This is a genomic window from Rhodococcus sp. BP-261 (assembly GCF_019835205.1).
GTDB lineage: Bacteria > Actinomycetota > Actinomycetes > Mycobacteriales > Mycobacteriaceae > Rhodococcoides > Rhodococcoides kyotonensis_B.
Window position 1 is genome coordinate 1 of the sequence record NZ_JABUCO010000041.1, and the last position, 21,550, is coordinate 21,550.

Annotated in this window: 19 protein-coding genes and 2 tRNA genes; 10 read left to right on the forward strand and 11 right to left on the reverse strand. The window is 64.8% G+C overall.

Annotation, left to right across the window (positions count from 1 at the left end):
- Positions 1 to 330 (forward strand): integrase core domain-containing protein (locus tag HQ354_RS24785; RefSeq protein WP_222635857.1); only part of this gene is annotated, 330 nt, incomplete at its 5' end.
- A 124-nt stretch (positions 331 to 454) separates the two neighbouring features.
- The gene (locus HQ354_RS24790) at positions 455 to 961 is read left to right on the forward strand and encodes a hypothetical protein (protein WP_222635856.1); all 507 of its coding nucleotides are present in this window, start codon (positions 455 to 457) and stop codon (positions 959 to 961) included.
- A gap of 266 nt (positions 962 to 1,227) precedes the next feature.
- Here the strand turns inward: HQ354_RS24790 and HQ354_RS24795 are convergent.
- The 7 genes from HQ354_RS24795 to HQ354_RS24825 form a co-directional block, all read right to left on the reverse strand.
- Positions 1,228 to 1,301, reverse strand: a tRNA-Leu gene (locus HQ354_RS24795).
- A 48-nt stretch (positions 1,302 to 1,349) separates the two neighbouring features.
- Positions 1,350 to 2,777, reverse strand: coding sequence for a short-chain fatty acid transporter (locus tag HQ354_RS24800; RefSeq protein ID WP_068424009.1), 1,428 nt, complete (start codon positions 2,775 to 2,777; stop codon positions 1,350 to 1,352).
- Between the two features lie 175 nt (positions 2,778 to 2,952).
- On the reverse strand, positions 2,953 to 3,912 hold the full coding sequence (locus tag HQ354_RS24805) for a Ppx/GppA phosphatase family protein (RefSeq protein ID WP_068424008.1): 960 nt from the start codon (positions 3,910 to 3,912) through the stop codon (positions 2,953 to 2,955).
- Positions 3,909 to 4,436 (reverse strand): DUF501 domain-containing protein, encoded by a 528-nt coding sequence (locus HQ354_RS24810; RefSeq protein ID WP_222635855.1) that lies wholly within the window; start codon positions 4,434 to 4,436, stop codon positions 3,909 to 3,911. Before HQ354_RS24810 ends, HQ354_RS24805 begins: the two co-directional genes overlap by 4 nt.
- Positions 4,433 to 5,113 carry a cell division protein FtsL gene (locus HQ354_RS24815; protein ID WP_068424003.1) on the reverse strand — a complete coding sequence of 227 codons (681 nt, stop codon included), beginning with the start codon at positions 5,111 to 5,113 and terminating at the stop codon, positions 4,433 to 4,435. Before HQ354_RS24815 ends, HQ354_RS24810 begins: the two co-directional genes overlap by 4 nt.
- A 27-nt stretch (positions 5,114 to 5,140) precedes the next feature.
- Positions 5,141 to 6,427 carry a phosphopyruvate hydratase gene (gene eno, locus HQ354_RS24820; RefSeq protein WP_068424000.1) on the reverse strand — a complete coding sequence of 429 codons (1,287 nt, stop codon included), beginning with the start codon at positions 6,425 to 6,427 and terminating at the stop codon, positions 5,141 to 5,143.
- 137 nt (positions 6,428 to 6,564) lie between these two features.
- On the reverse strand, positions 6,565 to 7,299 hold the full coding sequence (locus HQ354_RS24825) for a lytic transglycosylase domain-containing protein (RefSeq protein ID WP_068423999.1): 735 nt from the start codon (positions 7,297 to 7,299) through the stop codon (positions 6,565 to 6,567).
- A 143-nt stretch (positions 7,300 to 7,442) separates the two neighbouring features.
- Here HQ354_RS24825 and efeU point away from each other — a divergent pair, with 143 nt between their 5' ends.
- The 4 genes from efeU to HQ354_RS24845 all read left to right on the forward strand — a co-directional run bounded on the left by efeU (position 7,443) and on the right by HQ354_RS24845 (position 11,453).
- On the forward strand, positions 7,443 to 8,312 hold the full coding sequence (gene efeU, locus HQ354_RS24830) for an iron uptake transporter permease EfeU (RefSeq protein WP_068424056.1): 870 nt from the start codon (positions 7,443 to 7,445) through the stop codon (positions 8,310 to 8,312).
- Positions 8,313 to 8,326: 14 nt separating this feature from the next.
- A complete protein-coding gene (efeO, locus tag HQ354_RS24835) occupies positions 8,327 to 9,466 on the forward strand; it encodes an iron uptake system protein EfeO (protein WP_222635854.1) in 1,140 nt (379 codons plus the stop codon).
- The gene (gene efeB / locus HQ354_RS24840) at positions 9,447 to 10,694 is read left to right on the forward strand and encodes an iron uptake transporter deferrochelatase/peroxidase subunit (RefSeq protein ID WP_222635853.1); all 1,248 of its coding nucleotides are present in this window, start codon (positions 9,447 to 9,449) and stop codon (positions 10,692 to 10,694) included. The genes efeO and efeB overlap by 20 nt, the downstream gene beginning before the upstream one ends.
- 117 nt (positions 10,695 to 10,811) lie before the next feature.
- On the forward strand, positions 10,812 to 11,453 hold the full coding sequence (locus tag HQ354_RS24845) for a dihydrofolate reductase family protein (RefSeq protein WP_222635852.1): 642 nt from the start codon (positions 10,812 to 10,814) through the stop codon (positions 11,451 to 11,453).
- A 163-nt stretch (positions 11,454 to 11,616) separates the two neighbouring features.
- Here HQ354_RS24845 and HQ354_RS24850 read toward each other — a convergent pair whose 3' ends face one another.
- The 4 genes from HQ354_RS24850 to HQ354_RS24865 all read right to left on the reverse strand — a co-directional run bounded on the left by HQ354_RS24850 (position 11,617) and on the right by HQ354_RS24865 (position 17,742).
- Positions 11,617 to 12,528, reverse strand: a complete 912-nt coding sequence (locus tag HQ354_RS24850; protein WP_222635858.1) for a MazG family protein — start codon at positions 12,526 to 12,528, stop codon at positions 11,617 to 11,619.
- The gene (gene mfd, locus HQ354_RS24855) at positions 12,528 to 16,166 is read right to left on the reverse strand and encodes a transcription-repair coupling factor (RefSeq protein ID WP_068423991.1); all 3,639 of its coding nucleotides are present in this window, start codon (positions 16,164 to 16,166) and stop codon (positions 12,528 to 12,530) included. The genes HQ354_RS24850 and mfd overlap by 1 nt, the downstream gene beginning before the upstream one ends.
- A 120-nt stretch (positions 16,167 to 16,286) precedes the next feature.
- Positions 16,287 to 16,925, reverse strand: a complete 639-nt coding sequence (locus HQ354_RS24860) for a ScbR family autoregulator-binding transcription factor (protein ID WP_068423989.1) — start codon at positions 16,923 to 16,925, stop codon at positions 16,287 to 16,289.
- 190 nt (positions 16,926 to 17,115) lie between these two features.
- Positions 17,116 to 17,742 (reverse strand): TetR/AcrR family transcriptional regulator, encoded by a 627-nt coding sequence (locus HQ354_RS24865; protein WP_084423669.1) that lies wholly within the window; start codon positions 17,740 to 17,742, stop codon positions 17,116 to 17,118.
- 203 nt (positions 17,743 to 17,945) lie between these two features.
- Between HQ354_RS24865 and HQ354_RS24870 the strand changes: the two genes are divergently transcribed.
- From HQ354_RS24870 to HQ354_RS24885, 4 genes are all read left to right on the forward strand, one after another.
- A tRNA-Gln gene (locus HQ354_RS24870) sits at positions 17,946 to 18,016 on the forward strand.
- Positions 18,017 to 18,065: 49 nt separating this feature from the next.
- On the forward strand, positions 18,066 to 19,538 hold the full coding sequence (gene glmU / locus HQ354_RS24875; RefSeq protein ID WP_222635851.1) for a bifunctional UDP-N-acetylglucosamine diphosphorylase/glucosamine-1-phosphate N-acetyltransferase GlmU: 1,473 nt from the start codon (positions 18,066 to 18,068) through the stop codon (positions 19,536 to 19,538).
- Positions 19,538 to 20,521: a ribose-phosphate diphosphokinase gene (locus HQ354_RS24880; RefSeq protein ID WP_084423662.1), complete on the forward strand. Its 984-nt coding sequence runs from the start codon at positions 19,538 to 19,540 to the stop codon at positions 20,519 to 20,521. Before glmU ends, HQ354_RS24880 begins: the two co-directional genes overlap by 1 nt.
- A 148-nt stretch (positions 20,522 to 20,669) precedes the next feature.
- Positions 20,670 to 21,320, forward strand: a complete 651-nt coding sequence (locus tag HQ354_RS24885; protein WP_174551390.1) for a hypothetical protein — start codon at positions 20,670 to 20,672, stop codon at positions 21,318 to 21,320.
- The last annotated feature ends 230 nt before the right edge of the window (positions 21,321 to 21,550 follow it).

The window sequence follows — 21,550 nt, forward strand, 5'->3', positions numbered from 1 at the left end:
GACCACGGGTCGCAGTACCTGTCTGTGACCTACACCGATCGTTTGATCGAGCTGGGCATCACACCGTCGGTGGGCACGGTTGGCGACTCCTACGACAACGCCCTCGCCGAAAGCGTCAACGCGAGCTTCAAGACCGAGCTGATCCGCCGGCGTGGACCGTGGCGAACGGTCGACGACGTCGAGTTCGCGACGCTCGAATACGTGTGGTGGTACAACCATCAGCGTCTGCACGAAGCGCTCGGCTCCATGCCCCCGGCTGAATACGAGACCACCCTGATCGACATCTCACAACCCAGCGAGTCGGCCACCCCGGCCCTCGTAACCGCATAGGAACAAAACCTGGGGTACTTCAGTCAGCGAGGGCAGCGTCATCGTGCACCTGAAGCCCTACGTTGCTGGACCCGCTGATGGTTCCCTTGCTCCACACCTAGTACCGGACGCGTTTGAGGGTGCCTTGAGCACGATTCTGGATATGCACAACGAGTTCGAGCGCGGTGACGCGTGGGATCTACTTTCGAAAAGGCCTGATGCCCTGCTCGATTCTGTTCGAAAGTTCGTGGTCGCTCTCAACGATTTCCACGCCGACGTCCAAGTCGACGCGTTTGTCACCATCGGTGAGCGTTTGCGCTCAACGCTAACGGAGCGCGGACGAGCAGATGCCATGCGCTTCTTCGCGTATCGCGAAGAACTGGTCGAAAACCAAGTGATTGCAGGCAACGTTCGCGGCTTGAGCGACGCCGGTTGGATCGAACTGGTGAGCCCGGGACGGCGAGGAAAGCGAAAGATCAAGGAAGTACCAGCTGAACTTCTGGACAGCGGAGAGCTCACATATGGTCGTTACGTCAGAATTAGAGTCTCAGAACAGACCGCACCCAAGAAGAAGACGGTCCACAGATTCAAGGAATTACTGTCTGATGATCAAATAGATACAGACGAATCGGTTCACACCGAACTTAATTGACCTGACCGTCACGCCCGTCTTGTCGTCGCGGACTAGGCCCCCTGGGTCGACGCGGGTCTTGACATACACAGGGCCGCTCGCTGCGTCACGGTGCGCGACCGCGCACCAACGGCCGAGGCATGCAGGTGTGTGACCATAGTGATCCACCTACGATCATCGACGTCTAGCTACGTCGGTTATTTTGAGTTGTGTCAATCTGTGTCGCTCTCGCACGTGTTCGAACGTCCATTCACGTCCGACACCACCTCTGACCTGCACCTTAACGGTGCCCCCAGTCGGACTCGAACCGACACTGTGCGGATTTTAAGTCCGCTGCCTCTGCCAATTGGGCTATAGGGGCCACCGCTGGAACCTGGGCTCCAGCGGTGACGATCATATCGGCCCAGCCCTACCCCGGGATCACCGGCGGCACGAACTGGAATGTCGTACCCAACAGCCAGACGAGCAGCAGCACCACCGGGAAGTGAAAGATGAACTGTAGGAACGTGAACCCGATCAAATCACGTGCCCGCAGGCCCAGTACGGCGAGCAACGGCAGCATGAAGAACGGGTTGATCAGGTTCGGCAGAGCCTCGGCGACGTTGTAGATCTGGACGGTCCAGCCGAGGTTCATCTGCACGTCCGTCGCGGACTGCATGACGTAGGGCGCCTCGACGAGCCATTTGCCGCCACCCGACGGCACGAACAACCCGAGCACGACGGTGTAGATCGCGATGACCACGGCGAATCCCCCGCCGCTGCCGACGTCGGTGAAGAAGTGCGCAAGGTGTTCGGAGATCGTGACGCCTCCCCTGCCCTCGGCCTCCGTCAGAATCGCGGCCATTGCGGCGTACAGCGGGAACTGCACCAGGATGCCTGCCGTCGCCGGAACTGCCTGCGCAACGGAATCGAGGAAGCGTCGCGGAGTCCCGTGCAGCACGAGGCCGAGCATCAGGAACACCAACAGGTATCCGTTCAACGACGACACCACAGTGAGTACCGGCAGCGTCAACAGCTGCGACACAAGCCAACCCAGCGTCATCGCACCGGCGAACCACGGCAGAATGCGACTGTATTCCAGCCACTCACCGGGGCGACTGCGCGGTGCAGGTTCGGCAACGGTGTCGTCGAGATCGACATTCATCGACTCCGCGGTCTTGATCGCCGCACCCTTCGGCGCGGAGAAATGCGCGATGACGACGGTCAGCACGGTAATGATGAAACACGTCAGCAGCGACTGCCACGTGAAGATCGTCTTGCCGAAATCGAGGACGCCGGTGATCTGCAGCAACGACGCGGGCAGCGAGCTCGCGGTGGCCTGCAACTGCGCGGCCGACGACGACATGCCGAGCGCCCAGACCGCTCCGAGACCCATGAATGCGGCCGCGCCGAGGGCCCGGTAGTCGACCCGGAGATCGTCCCGGCGGGCGATCGCTCGCGCCAGCAGACCACCGAACACCAAACTGAGTCCCCAGTTGAGGAACGACACCGAACACGACAGCAGTGCCACGAAACTGACTGCGCTGCTGGGAGAACTGGGAATCCGCGCGAGGCGCGTGATGAGCCGAGCAACGGGCGGCGACGTCGCCACCACGTACCCGGTCAGTACCACCATCGCCATCTGCAGCGTGAACGCCGTCAGATCCCAGAAGCCGTTACCGAAGGCATCGACGACATTCTGCGGCGACGACCCGTTGACGAACGCCGCCACGGCGACGACGACCACCCCGGCCAGGGCAAAGATGTAAGCGTCGGGGAACCATTTCTCGGTGGCGCGGGCAAGAGCCTGCGCCGCACGCGCCAAACCCTTTTCGGACGGAGCCTGCGTCGTCGTCATCGATAATCCTCGCTTCGGAAGTTGTGACCCCCAGCACAGAGAACACCGAAACGTCATGCGATGCAAGGAACACCGCCGCAGACGCGAACTGCAGAAATGCAGGGTCGCTGGTCACCCGTTGTGAGCAGAAATGTAGTCCCTGGACTACATTCGCGCGCACGAGCGCCGGAGGCGCCTACGCACGCACGGGTGGCGGAGCCACACTGAGAGCGATGCCGTCGAGAATGTCGTGCTCACTGACGACGAGTTCGTCGATACCTGCGCGCCGGGCGAATTCGTCGGCAAGCGCCAACGTGACCAACGATCCGCCGCCGATGACGTCGACCCGTCCCGGATGCATCGGACCGAGCGCGGCACGTTCGTCGTGCGTCATGTGCAACAGTCCGTCGCAGACCTGACGCAACTTCGCGAAAGAGATGCGGGACAGATGAATTGCGTTCGGATCGTACTGCTCGAGTTCGAGGCCCAGCGCGGCCAACGTCGTCATCGTGCCCGCGACGCCCACCCACGTCCTCGCCTTCTCGACGGGCACGGCGTCGAATGCGACCTGCAGTCGCTCACCAGCGAAAGCCCTTGCGGCAGCGATCTCTTCGTCGGTCGGAGGATCAGACGGAAGGCACCGCTCGGTCAGTCGAACACAACCGATGTCCGCGGAGTACGCCGCCTCGACACCGTCGGCGTCGCCCAGGACGAGTTCGGTCGACCCACCACCGAGATCCACCACCACGAAAGGCGCATCGCCCGAACTCAATTCACCGACAGCACCCGCGAACGACAGACGCGCTTCCTCGTCGCCGGTGATGACCTCGGCGACGGATCCAGGCACGATGGGGTCGAGGATCTCGCGCGTCATCGCAAAGAAGTCCTCGCGGTTGGACGCGTCGCGCGTCGCTGAAGTCGCCACCATCCGCAATGCGGAAGCACCGGAGGAACGGATGATCTCGGCGTACTCGGCCAACGCAACCCGGGTGCGTTCGATGGCTTCCGGCGCAAAGGATCCCGTTGCGTCGACGCCCTGTCCGAGCCGGACGACGCGCATCTCGCGGGCGACGTCCGTCAGGACACCGTCGTCGATATCGGCGACCAGAAGCCTGATGGAGTTGGTACCGCAGTCGATGGCGGCGACGCGAGTCATGCTGTATCTCCGCGTAGTTCGGCGACGGTGGGCCAGTCGGCTGGAATCGCGGTGCCGCGCAACGACGATTCGGCAGCGAGCGCCACAGCCTCGTCGCCGAGGGGATTCAATCCTGGGCCTTTGGCCAGAGAATGCGCGATGAGCACGTGCAGACACTTCACCCGGTCGGGCATTCCGCCGCCGGTGAAATCCGTTCCGAGAGACTCGATCTCGTTGCGCTCGGCGAGGTAGGACTCGTGGGCGCGCCGGTAGCCCGCGGCCAAATCGGAGTCGGTGCCGAGACGTTCAGTCATCTCCCGCATCACTCCCGCCGACTCCTGTCGACTCGCCTCTGCGGTGAGCCGCGGATCGGTCAGGTAGTACAGAGTGGGGAACGGAGTGCCGTCGGGAAGCTTCGGCGCAGTCTTGACGACGCCGGGCTTTCCATCCGGCGACCTGTACGCGATCTCCAGGACGCCGCGCGGTTCACGCCCGAGCTGGGCTGCGACTGCGTCGAGATCTTCTTGCGAGACTGCCGGACTCACCCGACCGGTCCTCCTTCTGCTGCTGGAGCAGGTGCAGGCGCGAGCGCCGGGAGCGGAGGGGTTTCCGGCTCGTCGGTCGGTTGCGGCTGCACTGCCGATTCCCACAGGTCTCGATACCACGGACCCGCGGATTGCTTGTTTGCTTCTTCTTCTCGATCCGACTTCGCGACGTCGCCGGGCAGCTGCACCGTGTACGGCGTCTCCCCCGGCATGACCCAGAACAGCCGGGTACGAGCTGCGGCAGCGATGCGCGCAGGCTCGTTCAGCTGAGACTTCTCGAGCTCCAGATTTCTGACGTCGTTCTCCAGATTCTCGCGTTCGGCGAGCACCTGCTGAAGCTCGGCGCGCTGCGAGAAATACGTGCGCAGCGGCATCGCGAGCGTCAACGCCAACGCACAGACGACGACGGCGAGAACGACGGCCCGCCCCGTCGACAATCCCAGAAACGTGCGGTCACTTCGTGTCGACTTCCGGGCGCCGACGCGTTTCGGCGCTGCCCTACCGGCAACGACGGCGTCGCGCGCCTGCTCGGATGTTTCCGGCGCGGGTGCACCGGAGCTGCGCTGGTCTCCCGACGCAGCTCCGGCCTGCCGATTACGGGCGGTCGACGTGCGGCCACGAGGCCTGGGATCCCGTCCACCCGGACTGGTCCCCGGTCTTCCTCGTCGTGCCGCCATGTCCCACCTTCACTGTCGAGCCGAAAACTATCCCTCGTAATTGAACCGGGGGAAAGCCAGCTCGCCCGCGTAACGCGCCGCGTCACCGAGAGCTTCTTCGATTCGCAGCAACTGGTTGTACTTGGCGACGCGCTCGGAACGAGCCGGGGCACCGGTCTTGATCTGGCCGCTGCCGACAGCAACCGCGAGGTCGGCGATGGTGACGTCCTCGGTCTCACCGGACCGGTGGCTCATCATCGTCTTGTAGCCGTTGCGGTGCGCGAGGTCGACGGCGTCGAGGGTTTCGGTCAGCGTTCCGATCTGGTTGACCTTGACCAGCAGCGCGTTGGCCGCACCCTTGACGATGCCGTCCTCGAGACGCTCCGGGTTGGTGACGAACAGGTCGTCGCCGACGAGCTGCACCTTGTCACCGATGGTGTCGGTCAGGGCGACCCAACCGTCCCAGTCGTTCTCGTCGAGCGGATCCTCGATCGACACCAGCGGGTACGCGTCGACCAGCTGTGCGTAGAACGCCGACATCTCCTCGGCCGACTTGGTCTCACGCTCGAAGGCGTAGCCGGTGCCAGCGGTGTAGAACTCGGTCGCGGCGACGTCGAGAGCGAGCGCGATGTCGCGGCCCGGCTCGAGTCCGGCCTTCTGGATTGCTTCGAGGATGAGGTCGAGTGCTGCCTTGGTGCCGGCCAGGTCGGGAGCGAAACCGCCCTCGTCACCGAGACCCGTCGACAGGCCCTTGGCCTTCAGCACGGACTTGAGCGAGTGGTAGACCTCGGCGCCCCAGCGCAGGGACTCCTTGAACGTCGGCGCACCGAGCGGCGCGATCATGAACTCCTGGACGTCGACGCCGCTGTCCGCGTGCGCGCCGCCGTTGATGATGTTCATCATCGGGACGGGCAGGATGTGCGCGTTCGGTCCACCGAGGTAACGGAACAGCTCGAGTCCAGCCGACTCGGCAGCAGCCTTGGCGACGGCCAGGGACACACCGAGAAGCGAGTTCGCGCCGAGGCGGGACTTGTTCGGGGTTCCGTCGAGATCGAGAAGAGCCTGGTCGACGGCACGCTGCTCGATCGCGTCAAGGCCGATGACGGCCGGTGCGACCTCGTCGAGAACAGCGTTGACGGCCTTCTCGACGCCCTTGCCCAGGTAGCGGTCGCCACCGTCGCGCAGCTCGACGGCTTCGTGCTCACCGGTGGATGCACCGGACGGAACTGCCGCGCGGGTCAGAGTTCCGTCGTCCAGTGCGACCTCGACCTCGACCGTGGGGTTGCCACGGGAGTCGAGAATTTCGCGAGCTCCGACCTGCTCAATGATGGCCACGAATGCATCTCCTTGTAACGGGGGCGGGCTGATGTCTGCCGGGTGTCAGACTAGCCGCTCGCCGACGACGCCCGCATGCCACGGCAGGAGCGGAGCCTGCAGGAGCGACCAGAGCTGTGCCTGCGAGCAAAGCGGAGCTAGGCCCGCGTCCCGACCGAGTAGGCGGCGGCCGCGTCGCGCACGTCGCGCAGATAGACCCCGGACTGGTTGTAGGCCATGAGGGCTCGCTCCCATCCCTCCGGAGTGCGGAGGTCGCCGCCGCGCGCACACAGGTAACGAGCCGCGGTCAGGGCCGCGTCGTCGAGATTGTCCGGGTTGGCCACGCCGTCGCCGTTGGCGTCGACGCCCCACTTGCGCCAGGTCTCGGGGATGAACTGCATCGGGCCCATCGCTCGGTCGTGTTCGGGGTCGCCGTCCATGAGACCGCCGTCGGTATCGGGGATCTCGGCGACGCCCGGTGCGCCGTCGAGCGGGATTCCACGGATCGGCGGGGACACGGTCCCGTCGGGTGCGACCGACGATCCCTGATAGGTGCCGTGCCTGCTCTCGATGTATCCGATGCCGGCGAGCGTCGTCCACGCGATGCCGCAGTCCGGTGACGTCGCCTCCATGATGGCCGCGGCATGCGCATACGCGGCGAGGGCCGGAGCCGAGATGTTCAATTCCGCCGACTGCGGTTCTGCCCACGCGAGCAGCAGGTCGGCGGTCCGGCCGGGCGCATTGAAGTCGATCATCGGCACGGGGGTGCCGGGACCGGGCGGGATGCCCTCGGGGATCTGACGCGGCGGCTCGGTAGACCCACAGGAGGCGGCCACGAATCCCACCGACACGACGGCGGCGACCCAGCCCAGACGGTTCTTCACTCGATCCATCCTGCACATCAAAAGTAATAGAAACCTAAAGCGGGGAGAATGCGCAGTTCAAGGGGGTTTTCTCGGCCGAAAGAGGGTGTATGTTGCTCACAACCGCATGTAGGGTCGCCTACCCTTGTTTCGTCGTTCAGGAGCATCAGACGTTGTCCGTACTCGCCGCCTCAGGATCCGCTCCGTCGATCGCCACGCAGATGTTCGGCAGCGGACTCATCGGACTCCGTGAAGGACTGGAGACGGGCATCGTCGTCATGATCCTCGTGGCGTTTCTCGTGAAAGCCAAGCGTCGCGACGCCCTGAAGTGGGTCTGGATGGGCGTGGGCATCGCGGTGGCGATGGTTGTGGTCATCTTCTTCGTCATCCACTACGGCACCTCGACCGTCACCGGTCTGACCGCGGAGGTCATCGCGGGCCTCGCCTCGCTGGTCGCCGTCGCGATCGTCACGACGATGGTGCTGTGGATGAGGACGGCCGCCAAGGACATGTCCGGGGAACTGCGCAGCGGAATGGAACGCGCATTGTCCGTCGGACCGATCGCGGTGCTGACGCTGTCGTTCTTCGCCGTCGGACGTGAAGGCGTCGAAACTGCGTTGCTGATGGTCGGGTACGCCGAGAACTCACACGGCAGCTCGTGGCCGTTGCTCGGACTGCTGCTCGGCATCGTCGCCGCCGCAGTCCTGACGGTACTGCTCTACTTCGGTGCTATCCGCATCGATTTCGCCAAATTCTTCCGGTACACCGGCATCTTCCTCATCGTCGTCGCCGCGGGCATCCTCGCGTACGGCATTCGCGCAGTGCAGATCGGCGGGCTACTCCCCGGTGGCGGCACAGTCGCATTCGACATCACGTCGCACTTCGACGCCTCGAGCTGGTACGGCACCGTGCTCGCAGGCATCTTCAATTTCCGTCCCGAACCGACCCTGTTGCAGGTCGTCGGCTGGGCGCTCTACCTCGGTGTCGTTCTGTTCCTCTTCCTGCGTCCGGTTCGTGTTCCCGAACCCGCACTCACCTCATGAAAGGCGTCGTCTCGATGCGTCGTACCACCTACGCTCTCGCCGCTGTCGCGGTTCTTCCCCTGGCGCTCGCCGGCTGTACGGAGAAGTCGTCGTCCGAAGCCAGCGCAGGAGACATCGAGGTAGCAGCGACCGACACCACGTGTGACGTCGCGAATACCGAAGGCACGACGGGCAACTCGACGTTCCAGATCACCAACAACGGAACGAAGGTCACCGAGTTCTACGTCTACGGCGAGGGCGACCGCGTCATGGGCGAAATCGAGAACATCGGCCCCGGGCTGACGCGTCAACTCATCGTGTCGCTGCCCGACCCGGGCACGTACCACACGGCATGCAAGGCAGGCATGGTCGGCGACGGCATCCGCGGCGACTTCGTCGTCACCGGCGATGCGGTCCGCCAGGCCGACGACGACGGTCTGCTCGAGGAGGCCGCGTCGGGATACAAGCGCTACGTCGTCAGCCAGGTCGACGCACTGCAGGAGACCGTCGCTCAGTTCGTGACCTCGGTCAAGGCCGGTGACATCGACGCCGCGAAAGCTCAGTTCCCCGTCACCCGTAGCTACTACGAACGCATCGAGCCTGTCGCCGAGAGCTTCCCCGACGACCTCGATCCCCGCATCGATCTGCGTGAACCCGACGTCGAGCCCGGAGACACGTGGACCGGCTTCCACCGGATCGAAAAAGACTTGTGGGAGCAGGGAATTCAGCCCGACACGAACGCCATGGCCGATCAGCTGCAGGCCGACATCGCCGAACTCGCCGAGAAGGTGAAGGCCGACGACTTCACGGTCGATCCGATCCAGGTCGCCGGTGGTGCACAGGGCCTGCTCGACGAGGTCGCGAAGACCAAGATCAGCGGTGAAGAGGACTTCTTCTCGCACACCGACCTGTGGGACTTCCAGGCCAATGTCGACGGTTCGCAGGCTGCCGTCGCCGCGGTGCGTCCGATCATCGATCAGCGTGACGCCGCATTGGGAACGCAGATCGACGCCCGGTTCGCCGAGCTCGATGCAGAACTCGCCCAGTACCGCCAGGGTGACGGCTTCGTCTCCTACGACACCGTCACCGAACCCCAGCGTCAGGAACTGTCGAACAAGATCGACGCCCTGTCCGCAGAAGTGAGCCAGGTGCAAGGTGTCGTCGCAGGAACCTAGGAACAACGGCTTTTCCCGACGGCGCCTCTTCGGCGCCGTCGGGGCGGGGGCAGCTCTCGTCGGAGCCGGGGCCATCGCCGGCGGTTGTGCCGGGTCTCGTGAGGAAGGCGCGGCGTCGGACGTCGTCGCCTTTCGCGGCGACCACCAGGCAGGCATCGTCACGCCTGCACAGGACCGCATGCACTTCGTCGCCTTCGACGTCACGACGGATTCGCGCGACGACTTCGTTGCGATGCTCCGTGAGTGGACACTCATGGCCGAGAGATTGACGCGGGGCGAAGAGACATTCGACGGCGGTGCAGTCGACGCGGGCGAATACAAGCCGCCGACGGACACCGGTGAGGCACTGGGTCTTTCGGCCTCGTCGTTGACATTGACGATCGGGTTCGGGCCAGGATTGTTCACGCGGTTCGGCCTGGAGGGTTCGCGACCGGCGTCGTTGGCCGACCTGCAGCATTTCCCCGGCGACAACTTGGATCCTCTGAGGTCCGGCGGCGACCTGTGCATCCAGGCCTGCGCTGATGATCCCCAAGTTGCTGTCCACGCAATTCGAAATCTGGCTCGGGTGGGCTTCGGCACCGTGTCGGTCAAGTGGTCGCAGCTCGGATTCGGGCGGACGTCGTCGACCTCGACGTCACAGGCGACCCCGCGAAACCTGTTCGGTTTCAAGGACGGAACGGCCAACCTGAAAGCCGAGGACCCCGGCGCCCTGGACGAATTCGTGTGGGTCGGCGACAGCGATCAGGAATGGATGCGCGGCGGGTCGTTCCTCGTGGCACGACGCATTCGCATGCTGATCGAATCCTGGGACCGCACGGTGCTGAACGAGCAGGAACGAGTGATCGGCCGCAGCAAGGGAACCGGTGCACCGCTGGGTCTTCGCGACGAGTTCGACGACCTGGATCTGGAATCGAAAGGGCCGCAAGGGTTCCTGATCGACAAGGACGCGCACGTACGGCTGGCGTCGAAGGAAGAACTGGGTGGGGTGCAACTGCTGCGCCGCGGCTACAACTTCACCGACGGATCCGACGGCTTCGGCCACCTCGACGCCGGACTGTTCTTCATCGCGTACTGCCGCGACCCGCTGACGCAGTTCGTGCCCATGCAGTTGAACCTCGCTCGCCACGACGCGATGAACGAATACATCCAGCACGTCGGGTCGGCTGTGTTCGCCTGTCCCCCGGGGCTGGGCGAATCGGAGTACTGGGGTTCGACGCTGTTCGGCTGATCGCTTGAATGTCACATTCATACGATCAGATAGCTTGGGCGCGCCATTCATGCGATGAGTTTCGGGTGCCTGCTCGGTCCACTTCCCGTACTTTGATCATCGACGACGGGAGCGCACGTGCCACAGCTAGTACGGGTCCAGAATTTCAACGTCTCCAGCGACGGCGTCGCGGCTGGAGTGAACCAGAGCTTCGAGAGCCCGTTCGGATTCGACCACTCCGGCATGTTCGCGTGGGCCGGCGCCACCGCGAGCTGGCCCAATCGCACCAATCCGGGCGGCACCCGAGGTCTCGACGACTACTTCACGCGGGACTTCGCGCACAACATCGGCGCCGAGATCATGGGCCGCAACAAGTTCGGGCCGCAACGGGGACCGTGGGAGAACCTCGAGTGGGAGGGCTGGTGGGGTGACGAACCGCCCTTCCACACACCCGTTTTCGTTCTGACGCACCACGAACGCCCGTCGATCACGCTCGGCGAGACGACCTTTCATTTCGTCGACGCCGACGCCGCAACCGTGCTCGACCAGGCGAAGAAAGCAGCCGACGGCCGGGACGTGCGATTGGGTGGTGGCGTCACCACCATCCGCGAGTTCCTCGACGCGGACCTCGTCGACACCATGCATGTAGCCGTCTCCGACTTGGAGCTCGGGGACGGCCTGAAGCTCTGGGAATCGCCCGACGAGCTGAACGACCGTTTCGAACACGAGATCGTCCCCAGCCCCAGCGGCGTCACGCACCATCTGTTCTGGAGGAAATAGCGGGGGCCGCGATCGCTTGAATGGTTCATCCATACGACCTGATGGCTTGGAAGCGTCATTCATGCGGGGGTGGCCGCGGGCCCGGCTGGAGCGAGGGCGGCCCTCGGTCACTCCGAGTGACCGAATGTCACCCTCGCTCCGGAAAGCGGGGAAACGAAAACCCCTACTTCCGGCCCCAATTCTCGATCCACTCGATGGCGGTGAGCTTTCCCGGCTCGGCGCCGTGGAGCTTGGCGGATTCCTCGGCACCTCGGACGCGCCGGGCGAAGTCGAGGACGTTCCGACGCAACAGGTCCTCGGCGCTCTCGCCGCCGTGACTGTGGTCGACCCCGATGTGGACGGTGCGCAGGTCGTCGGGTACGAGTTCGTCGGGCAGCCCGGCCTTGGTAGCGCGCGCAACGACCTTCTGCGCCAACGCAAGTGCGGGCTGGGCCATCGCGATGCCGTCGAGGCAGGATCCACGCGCCTTCTCGGCCGCCTTGCGTTCTTCCCACGCCTTCTCCTGCGTGGCGACGTCGATCGGACCCGTCGAACCGTCGGTCAGATGGGGTGTCCGGTGGGTCAGTTTGGTGACCAGACCGGCGGCGACGTCGTCGACGTCGAACGCGTTCTCCTCGGCGTCCTGCGCGATGCGTGAGTGGAAGAGTACCTGCAGCAGAATGTCGCCGAGTTCCTCCTTCAGATCGACGAGGTTGCCGCTGTGGATGGCGTCGAGCAGCTCGTAGGTCTCTTCGAGGAGGTAGCCACTGAGCGACGCATGTGTCTGCTGCGCTTCCCATCCCCCGATCGTGCGGAGGCGATCCATCAGTACCACAGCTGCGATGAGGTCGTCGCCGGGTAGCTTGGGCGACTCGACGACGCGGTCACCGCGCCTGATCCGATCCAGCACATCGGGATTACGGGGATCGGTGCTGACGAGCACGGCCGCGGACCCGTCGGCGCGCGCGGTCCCGGAGAAGAGCCATCTGGTCCGCACCGGTACTTCCTCGGTGAATTCCACTACCCCGCTGAGGAATTCGATCGCCTCGGCCGGGACCATCGTCGGCCGGGCCGGATCGAGCAGCACTACCGTCATCACACCCCCACAGTCTGCTCCAGCAGCACCGATCGAGACGGCTTGCCGTCCAAGGACAAGATCAGATCGGCGATGAACTGGACCAGTTCGACGTCGCGTACACGGGCGGCGCCGACGCCACCACCCTCGACGCGCGGCAGCGGCAGCTGCACGACGCCGGTGGTGGCACGGTACTGCGCGTTCGGGTAGAGCCGCTTGAGGCGAATCTGTTTGGAGTCGGGAAGATCCATCGGAGCCAGCTTGACCTGGGTTCCCGCGACAGTGATGTCGGTGAGGGCGTACTCCTTCGCGATGAGCCGAAGTTTCGCGACCGACACCAACCGTCCGACTTCCTCGGGCAGCGGACCGTATCGGTCGGTCAGCTCGTCGACGACAGCCTTGATCTCGTCGGAATCCGATGCGGCAGCGAGCTTTCGGTACGCCTCCAGCCGAAGCCGATCGCTGGTGACGTAGTCGGGCGGAATGTGCGCGTCGACCGGAAGATCGATACGCACCTCCTTGGGCGCCTCGTCCGTCGTGATCGGCTTGCCGTCGGCCGCCGCGCGGTAGGCCTCGACGGCCTCACCGACGAGCCGCACGTACAGATCGAATCCGACGCCCGCCACGTGACCGGACTGCTCGGCGCCGAGAACGTTACCGGCGCCGCGGATTTCGAGGTCCTTCATCGCGACGGCCATACCGGCACCGAGATCGGAGTTCTGCGAAATGGTCGCGAGCCTGTCGTACGCGGTCTCGGTCAACGGCTTCTCGGCCGGGTACAGGAAGTACGCGTATCCCCGTTCGCGGCTTCGCCCGACGCGTCCTCGCAGCTGATGCAGCTGCGACAGACCGAGAGAATCACTGCGTTCGACGATGAGTGTGTTGGCATTGGAGATGTCGAGGCCGGTCTCGATGATGGTGGTACACACCAGCACATCGGTCTCGCGCTGCCAGAAGCCCTGCACCGTCTTCTCCAGCGTCTCCTCGTTCATCTGGCCGTGAGCCGTCGCGACGCGCGCCTCGGGCACCAGGTCACGAATACGCTTGGCTGCCTTGTCGATCGAGCTGACACGGTTGTGGACGAAGAACACCTGGCCGTCGCGCAGGAGTTCGCGTCGGATAGCCGCGGCCACCTGCTTGTCGTTGTACGCACCGACGTACGTGAGGATCGGGTGGCGCTCCTCGGGCGGGGTGAGGATGGTCGACATCTCCCGGATGCCGGCAAGACTCATCTCCAACGTACGAGGAATAGGCGTCGCCGACATCGTCAGGACGTCGACGTGCGTCCGCAGCGACTTGATGTGCTCCTTGTGCTCGACGCCGAATCGCTGCTCCTCGTCGACGATGACGAGACCGAGGTCCTTCCACGTGACGCCGGTCTGCAACAGGCGGTGCGTTCCGACGACGATGTCGACGGTCCCGTCGGCGAGACCGGTCATCACCTCTTTGGCGTCGGCGCCGTGGGTGAAGCGGGACAGACCCTTCACTGTCACCGGGAACGACGCCATGCGGGCCTGGAACGTCTGCAGGTGCTGTTGCGCCAGAAGGGTTGTCGGCACGAGCACGGCGACCTGTTTCCCGTCCTGCACCGCCTTGAACGCCGCGCGCACCGCGATCTCGGTCTTGCCGTATCCGACGTCGCCGAGGATGACGCGGTCCATCGGAACCGCCTTCTCCATGTCGGCCTTGACTTCGGTGATGGCCGTCATCTGGTCCATCGTCTCGGTGAACCCGAACGCGTCTTCCATCTCGCGCTGCCACGGCGTATCCGGGCCGAATGCGTGACCTGGCGCGGCCTGGCGTGCGGCGTACAGCTGCACGAGCTCGCCTGCGATTTCGCGAACGGCCTTGCGCGCCTTGCGTTTCGTATTGGCCCAGTCGGATCCGCCGAGCTTGCTCAGCGCAGGCAGCTCACCGCCGACGTAGCGCGAGAGCTGGTCGAGCGAGTCCATCGGCACGAACAACCGGTCACCGGGATGACCGCGCTTGCTCGGTGCGTATTCGATGACGAGGTATTCCCGACGCGCACCGCCGACCGTCCGCTCGATCATCTCGACGAACCGGCCGATGCCGTGCTGATCGTGTACGACGCTGTCGCCCGCGACCAGTGCGAGCGGGTCGACCTGATTCCGCCTCTTGGCGGGCATCTTTCGGCCTTCGGCCGCGGTGACGCGGTTGCCGGTGAGGTCGCTTTCGGTGACGACGACGAGTCCAGCGTCGGGCAGAATCAGTCCCTCGTGCAGCGAACCGCACAGGACGCTGACGACGTCGGGCAGCGGCTCGGCACCCGAGTCGATGTGCGCCGCAGGCACATCCGCCTCGCCGAGTCGCTCGATGATGCGCGTAGCGGTGCCCGCCCCGGCGACGGCGATGACGGCGCGACCGCCCGTCGACACATGTCCGCGCAACATTGCGAAGACACCGGCCAGTAGTTCCTCGGAGCCGCGGACCTCGGGGACACCTTCGATGGCGAGTTCGACCTCGTCGTCACTGCCGGAAGCCAGCGGACTGATGGTCCACCACGGGCGACCGTGTGCCTCGGCGGATTCCCGAACCTGCCGCAGCGAGCGATAGGCGGATGCACCGAGATCGAGGCCGACACCGCCCAGGCTGGACGTATCGAGTGTCGACGCGTCGAGTGGGGCCGCGCCGCCGACGGACGCCGCCGTCCACGACGCTTCGAGAAATTCCTGCCCGGTGCGCACCAAATCGGTTGCGCGCGTACGGATTCGCTCGGGATCGCAGAGCAGGACGTGAGCACCACGCGGAAGGATGTCGGCGAGCAGCTGGAGTTCGCCGGGCTGAAGCAACGGCAGCAGCGCCTCCATGCCTTCGACCGGAACGCCACCGGACAATTTGTCGAGCATCTCGACGAGAGCCGCGTCGGCCTGGTTGTCCGCGCTCAGCGCCGCGGCACGATCGCGGACTTCCTGCGTCAGGATCAGTTCCCGACACGGCGGGGCGATGACCGAATCGACCTGGACGTCGGCCAGAGATCGCTGATCGGCGACGGAGAACGCGCGGAGCTCGGTGACCTCGTCACCCCAGAACTCGACGCGCACCGGGTGATCGGCCGTCGGCGAGAAGATGTCGAGGATGCCGCCGCGGACGGCGAACTCTCCACGTTTGCCGACCATGTCCACGCGGGTGTAGGCGAGCTCGACGAGACGGTGGATCAGGCCGTCGAAGTCGGTCTCGACGCCGACCTTCAACGTGACCGGCTCGATCTCCCCCAGCCCCGGAGACATCGGTTGCACGAGTGAGCGGACCGTCGTGACGATGACCTGGATGGGCGGGCCGTAATCGGCGTCGTCGGGACGCGCGAGGCGGCGCAGCACCTGCAGTCGCTTGCCGACGGTGTCCGCGCTGGGCGAGAGACGCTCGTGCGGCAGCGTCTCCCACGACGGGAACTGCACCACCGAGTCACCGAGGATCTGCTCGAGTTCGGCGGTCAGCTCGTCGGCTTCACGCCCGGTCGCGGTGACCACCAGAACCTGCGTCCGCTCGGCCATCGCTGCCGCGACGAACGGCCTCGACGCGTTGGGGCCGACCAGAGTGCGTTCGGCGGCACCCACCGCCTCGGCGACGGACTGCAGCGTCGCGTCGGCGAGAGCGACGCGCGCGAGACCCGACAGATGAAGCGAAGAATCGGAAGGCAACTGCGGGGCTCCTGAGCAAGATCGGCACGACTGTCAGTCCGGCATCTACCCCGCAGGACGGGGCGGAAAACCGGCGATCGCGCTCGATCCTATCCGGCCCTACCGGGCGAAGCGGAAGCCCTAGTGCCGGATGACCCGTCGTGCTGCGAACTCACGGAAGTACTCGAGCTTGCCCGGCGTCACGAGAGACGGCAGCAGGTAGTACCACAGACGTTCCATGCGCGACGGCAACTCGGCGGTGTTGGCCGTGGCCACAGCCACCATGTGCACGCCGGTCAGGATCTCGAGAACCAGCGAGCCGATGGTCCTGGAGTCGGCGGTCGAATCGATGTCGCCCTGCTTGATGGCCTTGGCCGCCAGGGTGTCGAACGCATCCGCCCACCCGGCCATGACGTTGCCCTGGGTTCCGCGGTAGTCGCCGATCTGGTGGCTGAGCCGCAGCATGGCCGACACCATGGGATCGCTGACCGATAGATCCACCACGATGTAGGAGATACCGATCGCTGCTTCGAGCGCGGGGATGCGGCCGTCGTTGAACTGCCTGCACGCCGTCGTCAGTCGCGTGTTTCCCTCGTCGATGACCGCGCGGGCCAGCTCTTCCTTCGACCCGAAGTGGAAGTACAGAGCACCCTTGGTGACCTGAGACTGGGAGATGATCTCGCTGAGACTCGCATTCGCGTAGCCGAGACGCAGGAATACGTTCGCTGCGCCCGCCAAGACGGTGTCGCGAGTTATCTCGGCGCGGGCCTGTCTGACCATTGATTCCGCCTTCGCAATACTGGGCCGCCACTGCGCAAATTACGAACGAACGGTACCACCCGGTGGCTTTACGGCCTCTCTCAACTTGCTTCCGGTCCGAACAATTATCACCTGCACGTGTGACGTGCACCTCACCGCAGTGAAAGCGACTGTACTCGCTCTTTTGCTCACGAGAGTGAAAATGGACCGCTCATTCCTCGCCCAATTGCGGTGCAGCCTCCAGATTGGTGAGACCGTTCCAACACAGATTGACAACGTGAGCCGCTACCACTTCCTTGGACGGTTCACGGACGTCGAGCCACCACTGTGCCGTCATCGACACCATGCCGACGAGTGCCTGCGCGTACAGAGGAGCGAAACCGGCATCGAATCCGCGACGCGTGAAGTCGCCGGCGAGTATGTGCCCGACCTTGCTGACGGCGTCGTTGAGCAGGGACGAGTACTTGCCGTCGGCAGCGGCGACGGGAGAGTCTCGCACCAGGATGCGGAAGCCGTCGGTGCGCTCCTCGACGTACGTGAGCAGGGCCAACGCGACACGTTCGACGCGGATGCGCGACCTGTTGTTCTCGAGCGACGACGTGATCATCCACAACAGAGTGGACATCTCGCGGTCGACGATGACGGCGTAGAGGCCTTCCTTACCGCCAAAATGTTCGTAGACGACGGGCTTGGACACGTGCGCGCGACCTGCGATCTCCTCGACCGACGTCGCCTCGTACCCACGCTCGGCGAACAACGAGCGACCGATTTCGATCAACTGCTCCCGGCGCTGCGTACCGGTCATGCGCACGCGGGGCGGACGCTCGGGTTCGGACATGAAAGCCTCCCACGGTTCTCGCTCGTCCCCCGACCGTCGCGGAGCCTCGGTCACGAGCCTAATGGTGCGTCGGACACGTTTTACGGCAGCGGTTCGACTGACAACCACATCTCATGCGAGACTCGTTGCGCTCGGCGGTGGAGCCGTGGCTGCGTAACCTGGGTGATCGGGTCGCGGGGTCACTACGAAACCGCTGGTCATGATCCGCCGTGGTGTAATGGCAGCACCTCTGATTTTGGTTCAGATAGTTCAGGTTCGAGTCCTGGCGGCGGAGCGAAGAAGCCTTTGGATCAGTTATGCGCGATTTTCGCCGAGGAGCTCAGTTGCCAGTGCACACCGCCGTGGTCGTTCTCGCAGCGGGTGCAGGCACCCGAATGCGGTCGAAGACTCCGAAGGTTCTCCACGCACTCGCCGGCCGCACGATGCTCGCCCACGCGCTGCACGCAGCCGCCGATCTGGGGCCGGACTACCTCGTCACCGTCGTCGGCCACGACCGCGAGCGTGTCACCGAGGCCGTCGACGAGCTCGGCGTCGAACTCGGACGCACCATTCACACTGCCGTCCAGGACAAGCAGCTCGGTACCGGCCATGCGGTGCAGTGCGGACTGCAGGCACTGCCCGAGGACTTCGAGGGCACCGTCGTCGTCACCGCCGCGGACGTGCCCCTTCTCGACGGCCACACCCTCAAGGCTCTGCTCGACGAGCACCTCAGCGCTCCGACCAAGGCCGCCGCGACGATCCTGACGTTCGTCCCCGCCGACGCCAACGGATACGGGCGCATCGTGCGTACCGACGACGGTGAGGTCGGCGAGATCGTCGAGCACTCCGACGCCACCCCCGAGCAGATCTCGATCACCGAGGTCAACTCCGGCGTCTACGCGTTCGACGCGGCCGCCCTGCGTACGGCACTCGGGCGGATCAGTACGCAGAACGCGCAACAGGAGCTGTACCTGACCGACGTGGTCAAGATCAGCAAGAGCAGCGGCCTGTCCGTCTACGGCACGCAACTCGCCGACCCCGACCTCGTCATGGGCGTCAACGACCGTGTTCAGCTCGCGCGCGTGACGGCCGTGCTGAACCGCCACATCGTCGAGAAGCACATGCGAGCGGGCGTGACCGTCGTCGATCCGTCGACGACGTGGATCGACATCGACGTCACCCTCGGTGCGGACGTGCGTCTCGAGCCGGGAGTGCAGTTGCTGGGCAACACGCACGTCGGCGAGGACGCCGTCGTCGGCCCGGAGACCACGCTGCGCGACGTCGTCGTCGGCGATCGCGCCTGCGTCGTTCGCGCACAGGCAGAGCTGGCACACATCGGGCCCGGCGCGACCGTCGGGCCCTTCGCATATCTCCGTCCGGGGTCGGAGATCGGCACCGGCTCCAAGGTGGGCACGTTCGTCGAGACGAAGAACTCCACCATCGGCAATCATTCCAAGGTCCCGCACCTGACCTACGTCGGCGATGCGACGATCGGCGAACACTCCAACATCGGAGCGTCGTCGGTCTTCGTGAACTACGACGGCGTCAACAAGTCGCGGACCGTGGTCGGCTCTCACGTACGCACGGGATCGGACAACATGTTCGTCGCTCCCGTCCGCGTGGGCGACGGCGCCTACACCGGAGCAGGAACAGTGCTCCGCAACGATGTACCACCGGGGACGCTCGCCGTTTCCGCTGGTTCCCAGCGCAACATAGAGGGCTGGGTCGAGAAGAAGCGTCCAGGCACGGCCGCAGCGGAAGCTGCAGCACGCGCCCTGGCCGCCGAGTCGCATGAATCGAAGGACGGCGAACAGTAGTGACCACCCCTAATTGGATCGACAACCAGAAGAACCTCATGCTCTTCTCGGGTCGAGCCCATCCGGAACTCGCACAGCAGGTGGCGAAAGAACTGGGGATCGAAGTCACCCCTCAGACGGCGCGGGACTTCGCCAACGGCGAGATCTTCGTCCGCTTCGAGGAGTCGGTTCGCGGCTCCGACGCATTCGTGCTGCAGAGCCACCCGTTCCCGCTCAACACCTGGTTGATGGAACAGCTCATCATGATCGACGCTTTGAAGCGTGGTTCGGCCAAGCGCATCACCGCGATCCTGCCGTTCTACCCGTACGCCCGCCAGGACAAGAAGCACCGTGGCCGCGAACCGATCTCGGCTCGCCTCGTCGCCGACCTGCTGAAGACCGCAGGCGCCGACCGCATCATCACCGTCGACCTGCACACCGATCAGATCCAGGGCTTCTTCGACGGCCCCGTCGATCACATGCACGCGCACAGCCAGCTCGCCGAGCACATCCGCGACAAGTACAGCCTCGAGCACATCACCGTGGTCTCCCCCGACTCGGGCCGCGTCCGCGTCGCCGAGAAGTGGGCCGACAGCTTCGACGGTGCACCGCTCGCCTTCATCCACAAGACGCGTGATCCGTTGGTGCCCAACCAGGTCAAGTCCAACCGCGTCGTCGGTGACGTCGAAGGCCGCACCTGCATCCTGATCGACGACATGATCGACACCGGCGGCACCATCGCCGGAGCCGTCAAGGTCCTCAAGGAAGCCGGCGCAGGCGACGTCGTCATCGCCGCCACCCACGGCGTCCTGAGCAACCCGGCCGCTGAGCGTCTGGCTGCATGCGGTGCCAAGGAAGTCGTCGTCACCAACACCCTGCCGATCACCGAGGACAAGCGCTTCGACACGCTCACCGAGCTGTCCATCGCGCCGCTCCTCGCCCGCACCATCCGCGAGGTCTTCGAAAACGGTTCCGTCACAAGCCTGTTCAACGGTTCTGCATAGGCTTCAGCAGTCCGCTCGGTATCTTTTCGCACCGTCCCGCACATCCCCCCTGGTCGAATGAGCTTGATCACTACGGTGATCGAAAAGCGCAGTTCGGCCGGGAGGGGGTGTGCGGGACGGCTTGCGTTGTGCCCTAAGATGGTTCGTCGTGATCGACGCACAAACTCTGGACAGCCCGGCTGCAACTTCTACCGTCCGAATCGCTCGTTGGACCCCGGGTGGGTGCGTCTGGTGCGGAAGCACCGACTCGATCGAGGACTATCGCAACGAGCCTCGCTGCGGCCTGTGCCGTGAAAAAGAAGCCATCATCGACGAGGCCAAGCACTTCATCGGCATGTACGGCCTCCGCCCCCTCGGCGGCACGCTCGCATCGGACGACGAGGAAGAGCGTGAGTACCGCGTCACCGCTCGTGACGCCCGCGCCGTCCTGAACAGCATCCGCCTCGAGAAGCTGCCGGACCCGGCCGCCGTCCGCAAAGCGTTGCGCCCCAGGGCCGCTGCGGCCGTCGCTGCCCCGCGTGTGGCTCCGAGCACCTCGTCGTCTTCGTCCTCGGCTCCCGCGAAGGCACCCGCACCGAAGAAGGCGCAGGCCGGTGTCACCGGCATCGACCTGATCGAGCTGCAGTCGCGCGTTCAGAAGCTGCTCGGTCAGCTCACCGGAATCGACGAGCAGATCGCCGCGCTCGACGGCCAGCAGAGCCTGCCCGCTCGTGCGCGTCTGAAGGATCTCGACAAGCAGCGCACGACGGTACTGACGACCCTCGCCGCGCTCGAGAAGGCTCGTCGCCGCACCAACTGATGCCGCTGCGCGGCCCGTGCGTGATTAGTTGGACTGGAGAGCCTGTTGCTTAATTGAGGGTGTTTCGCTTGAGTGGTGGTGGGCCTGGTTTGGGATGATGGCGGGGTGGCGCGTGACTATCGACCTTCCGGTCTCGATCAGGGGTTTTTGATTCCACCCGATATCCGGGACTGGCTCGATGACGATCATGTGGCGTGGCTGGTGATCGACGCGGTCGCGGCGATGGACAC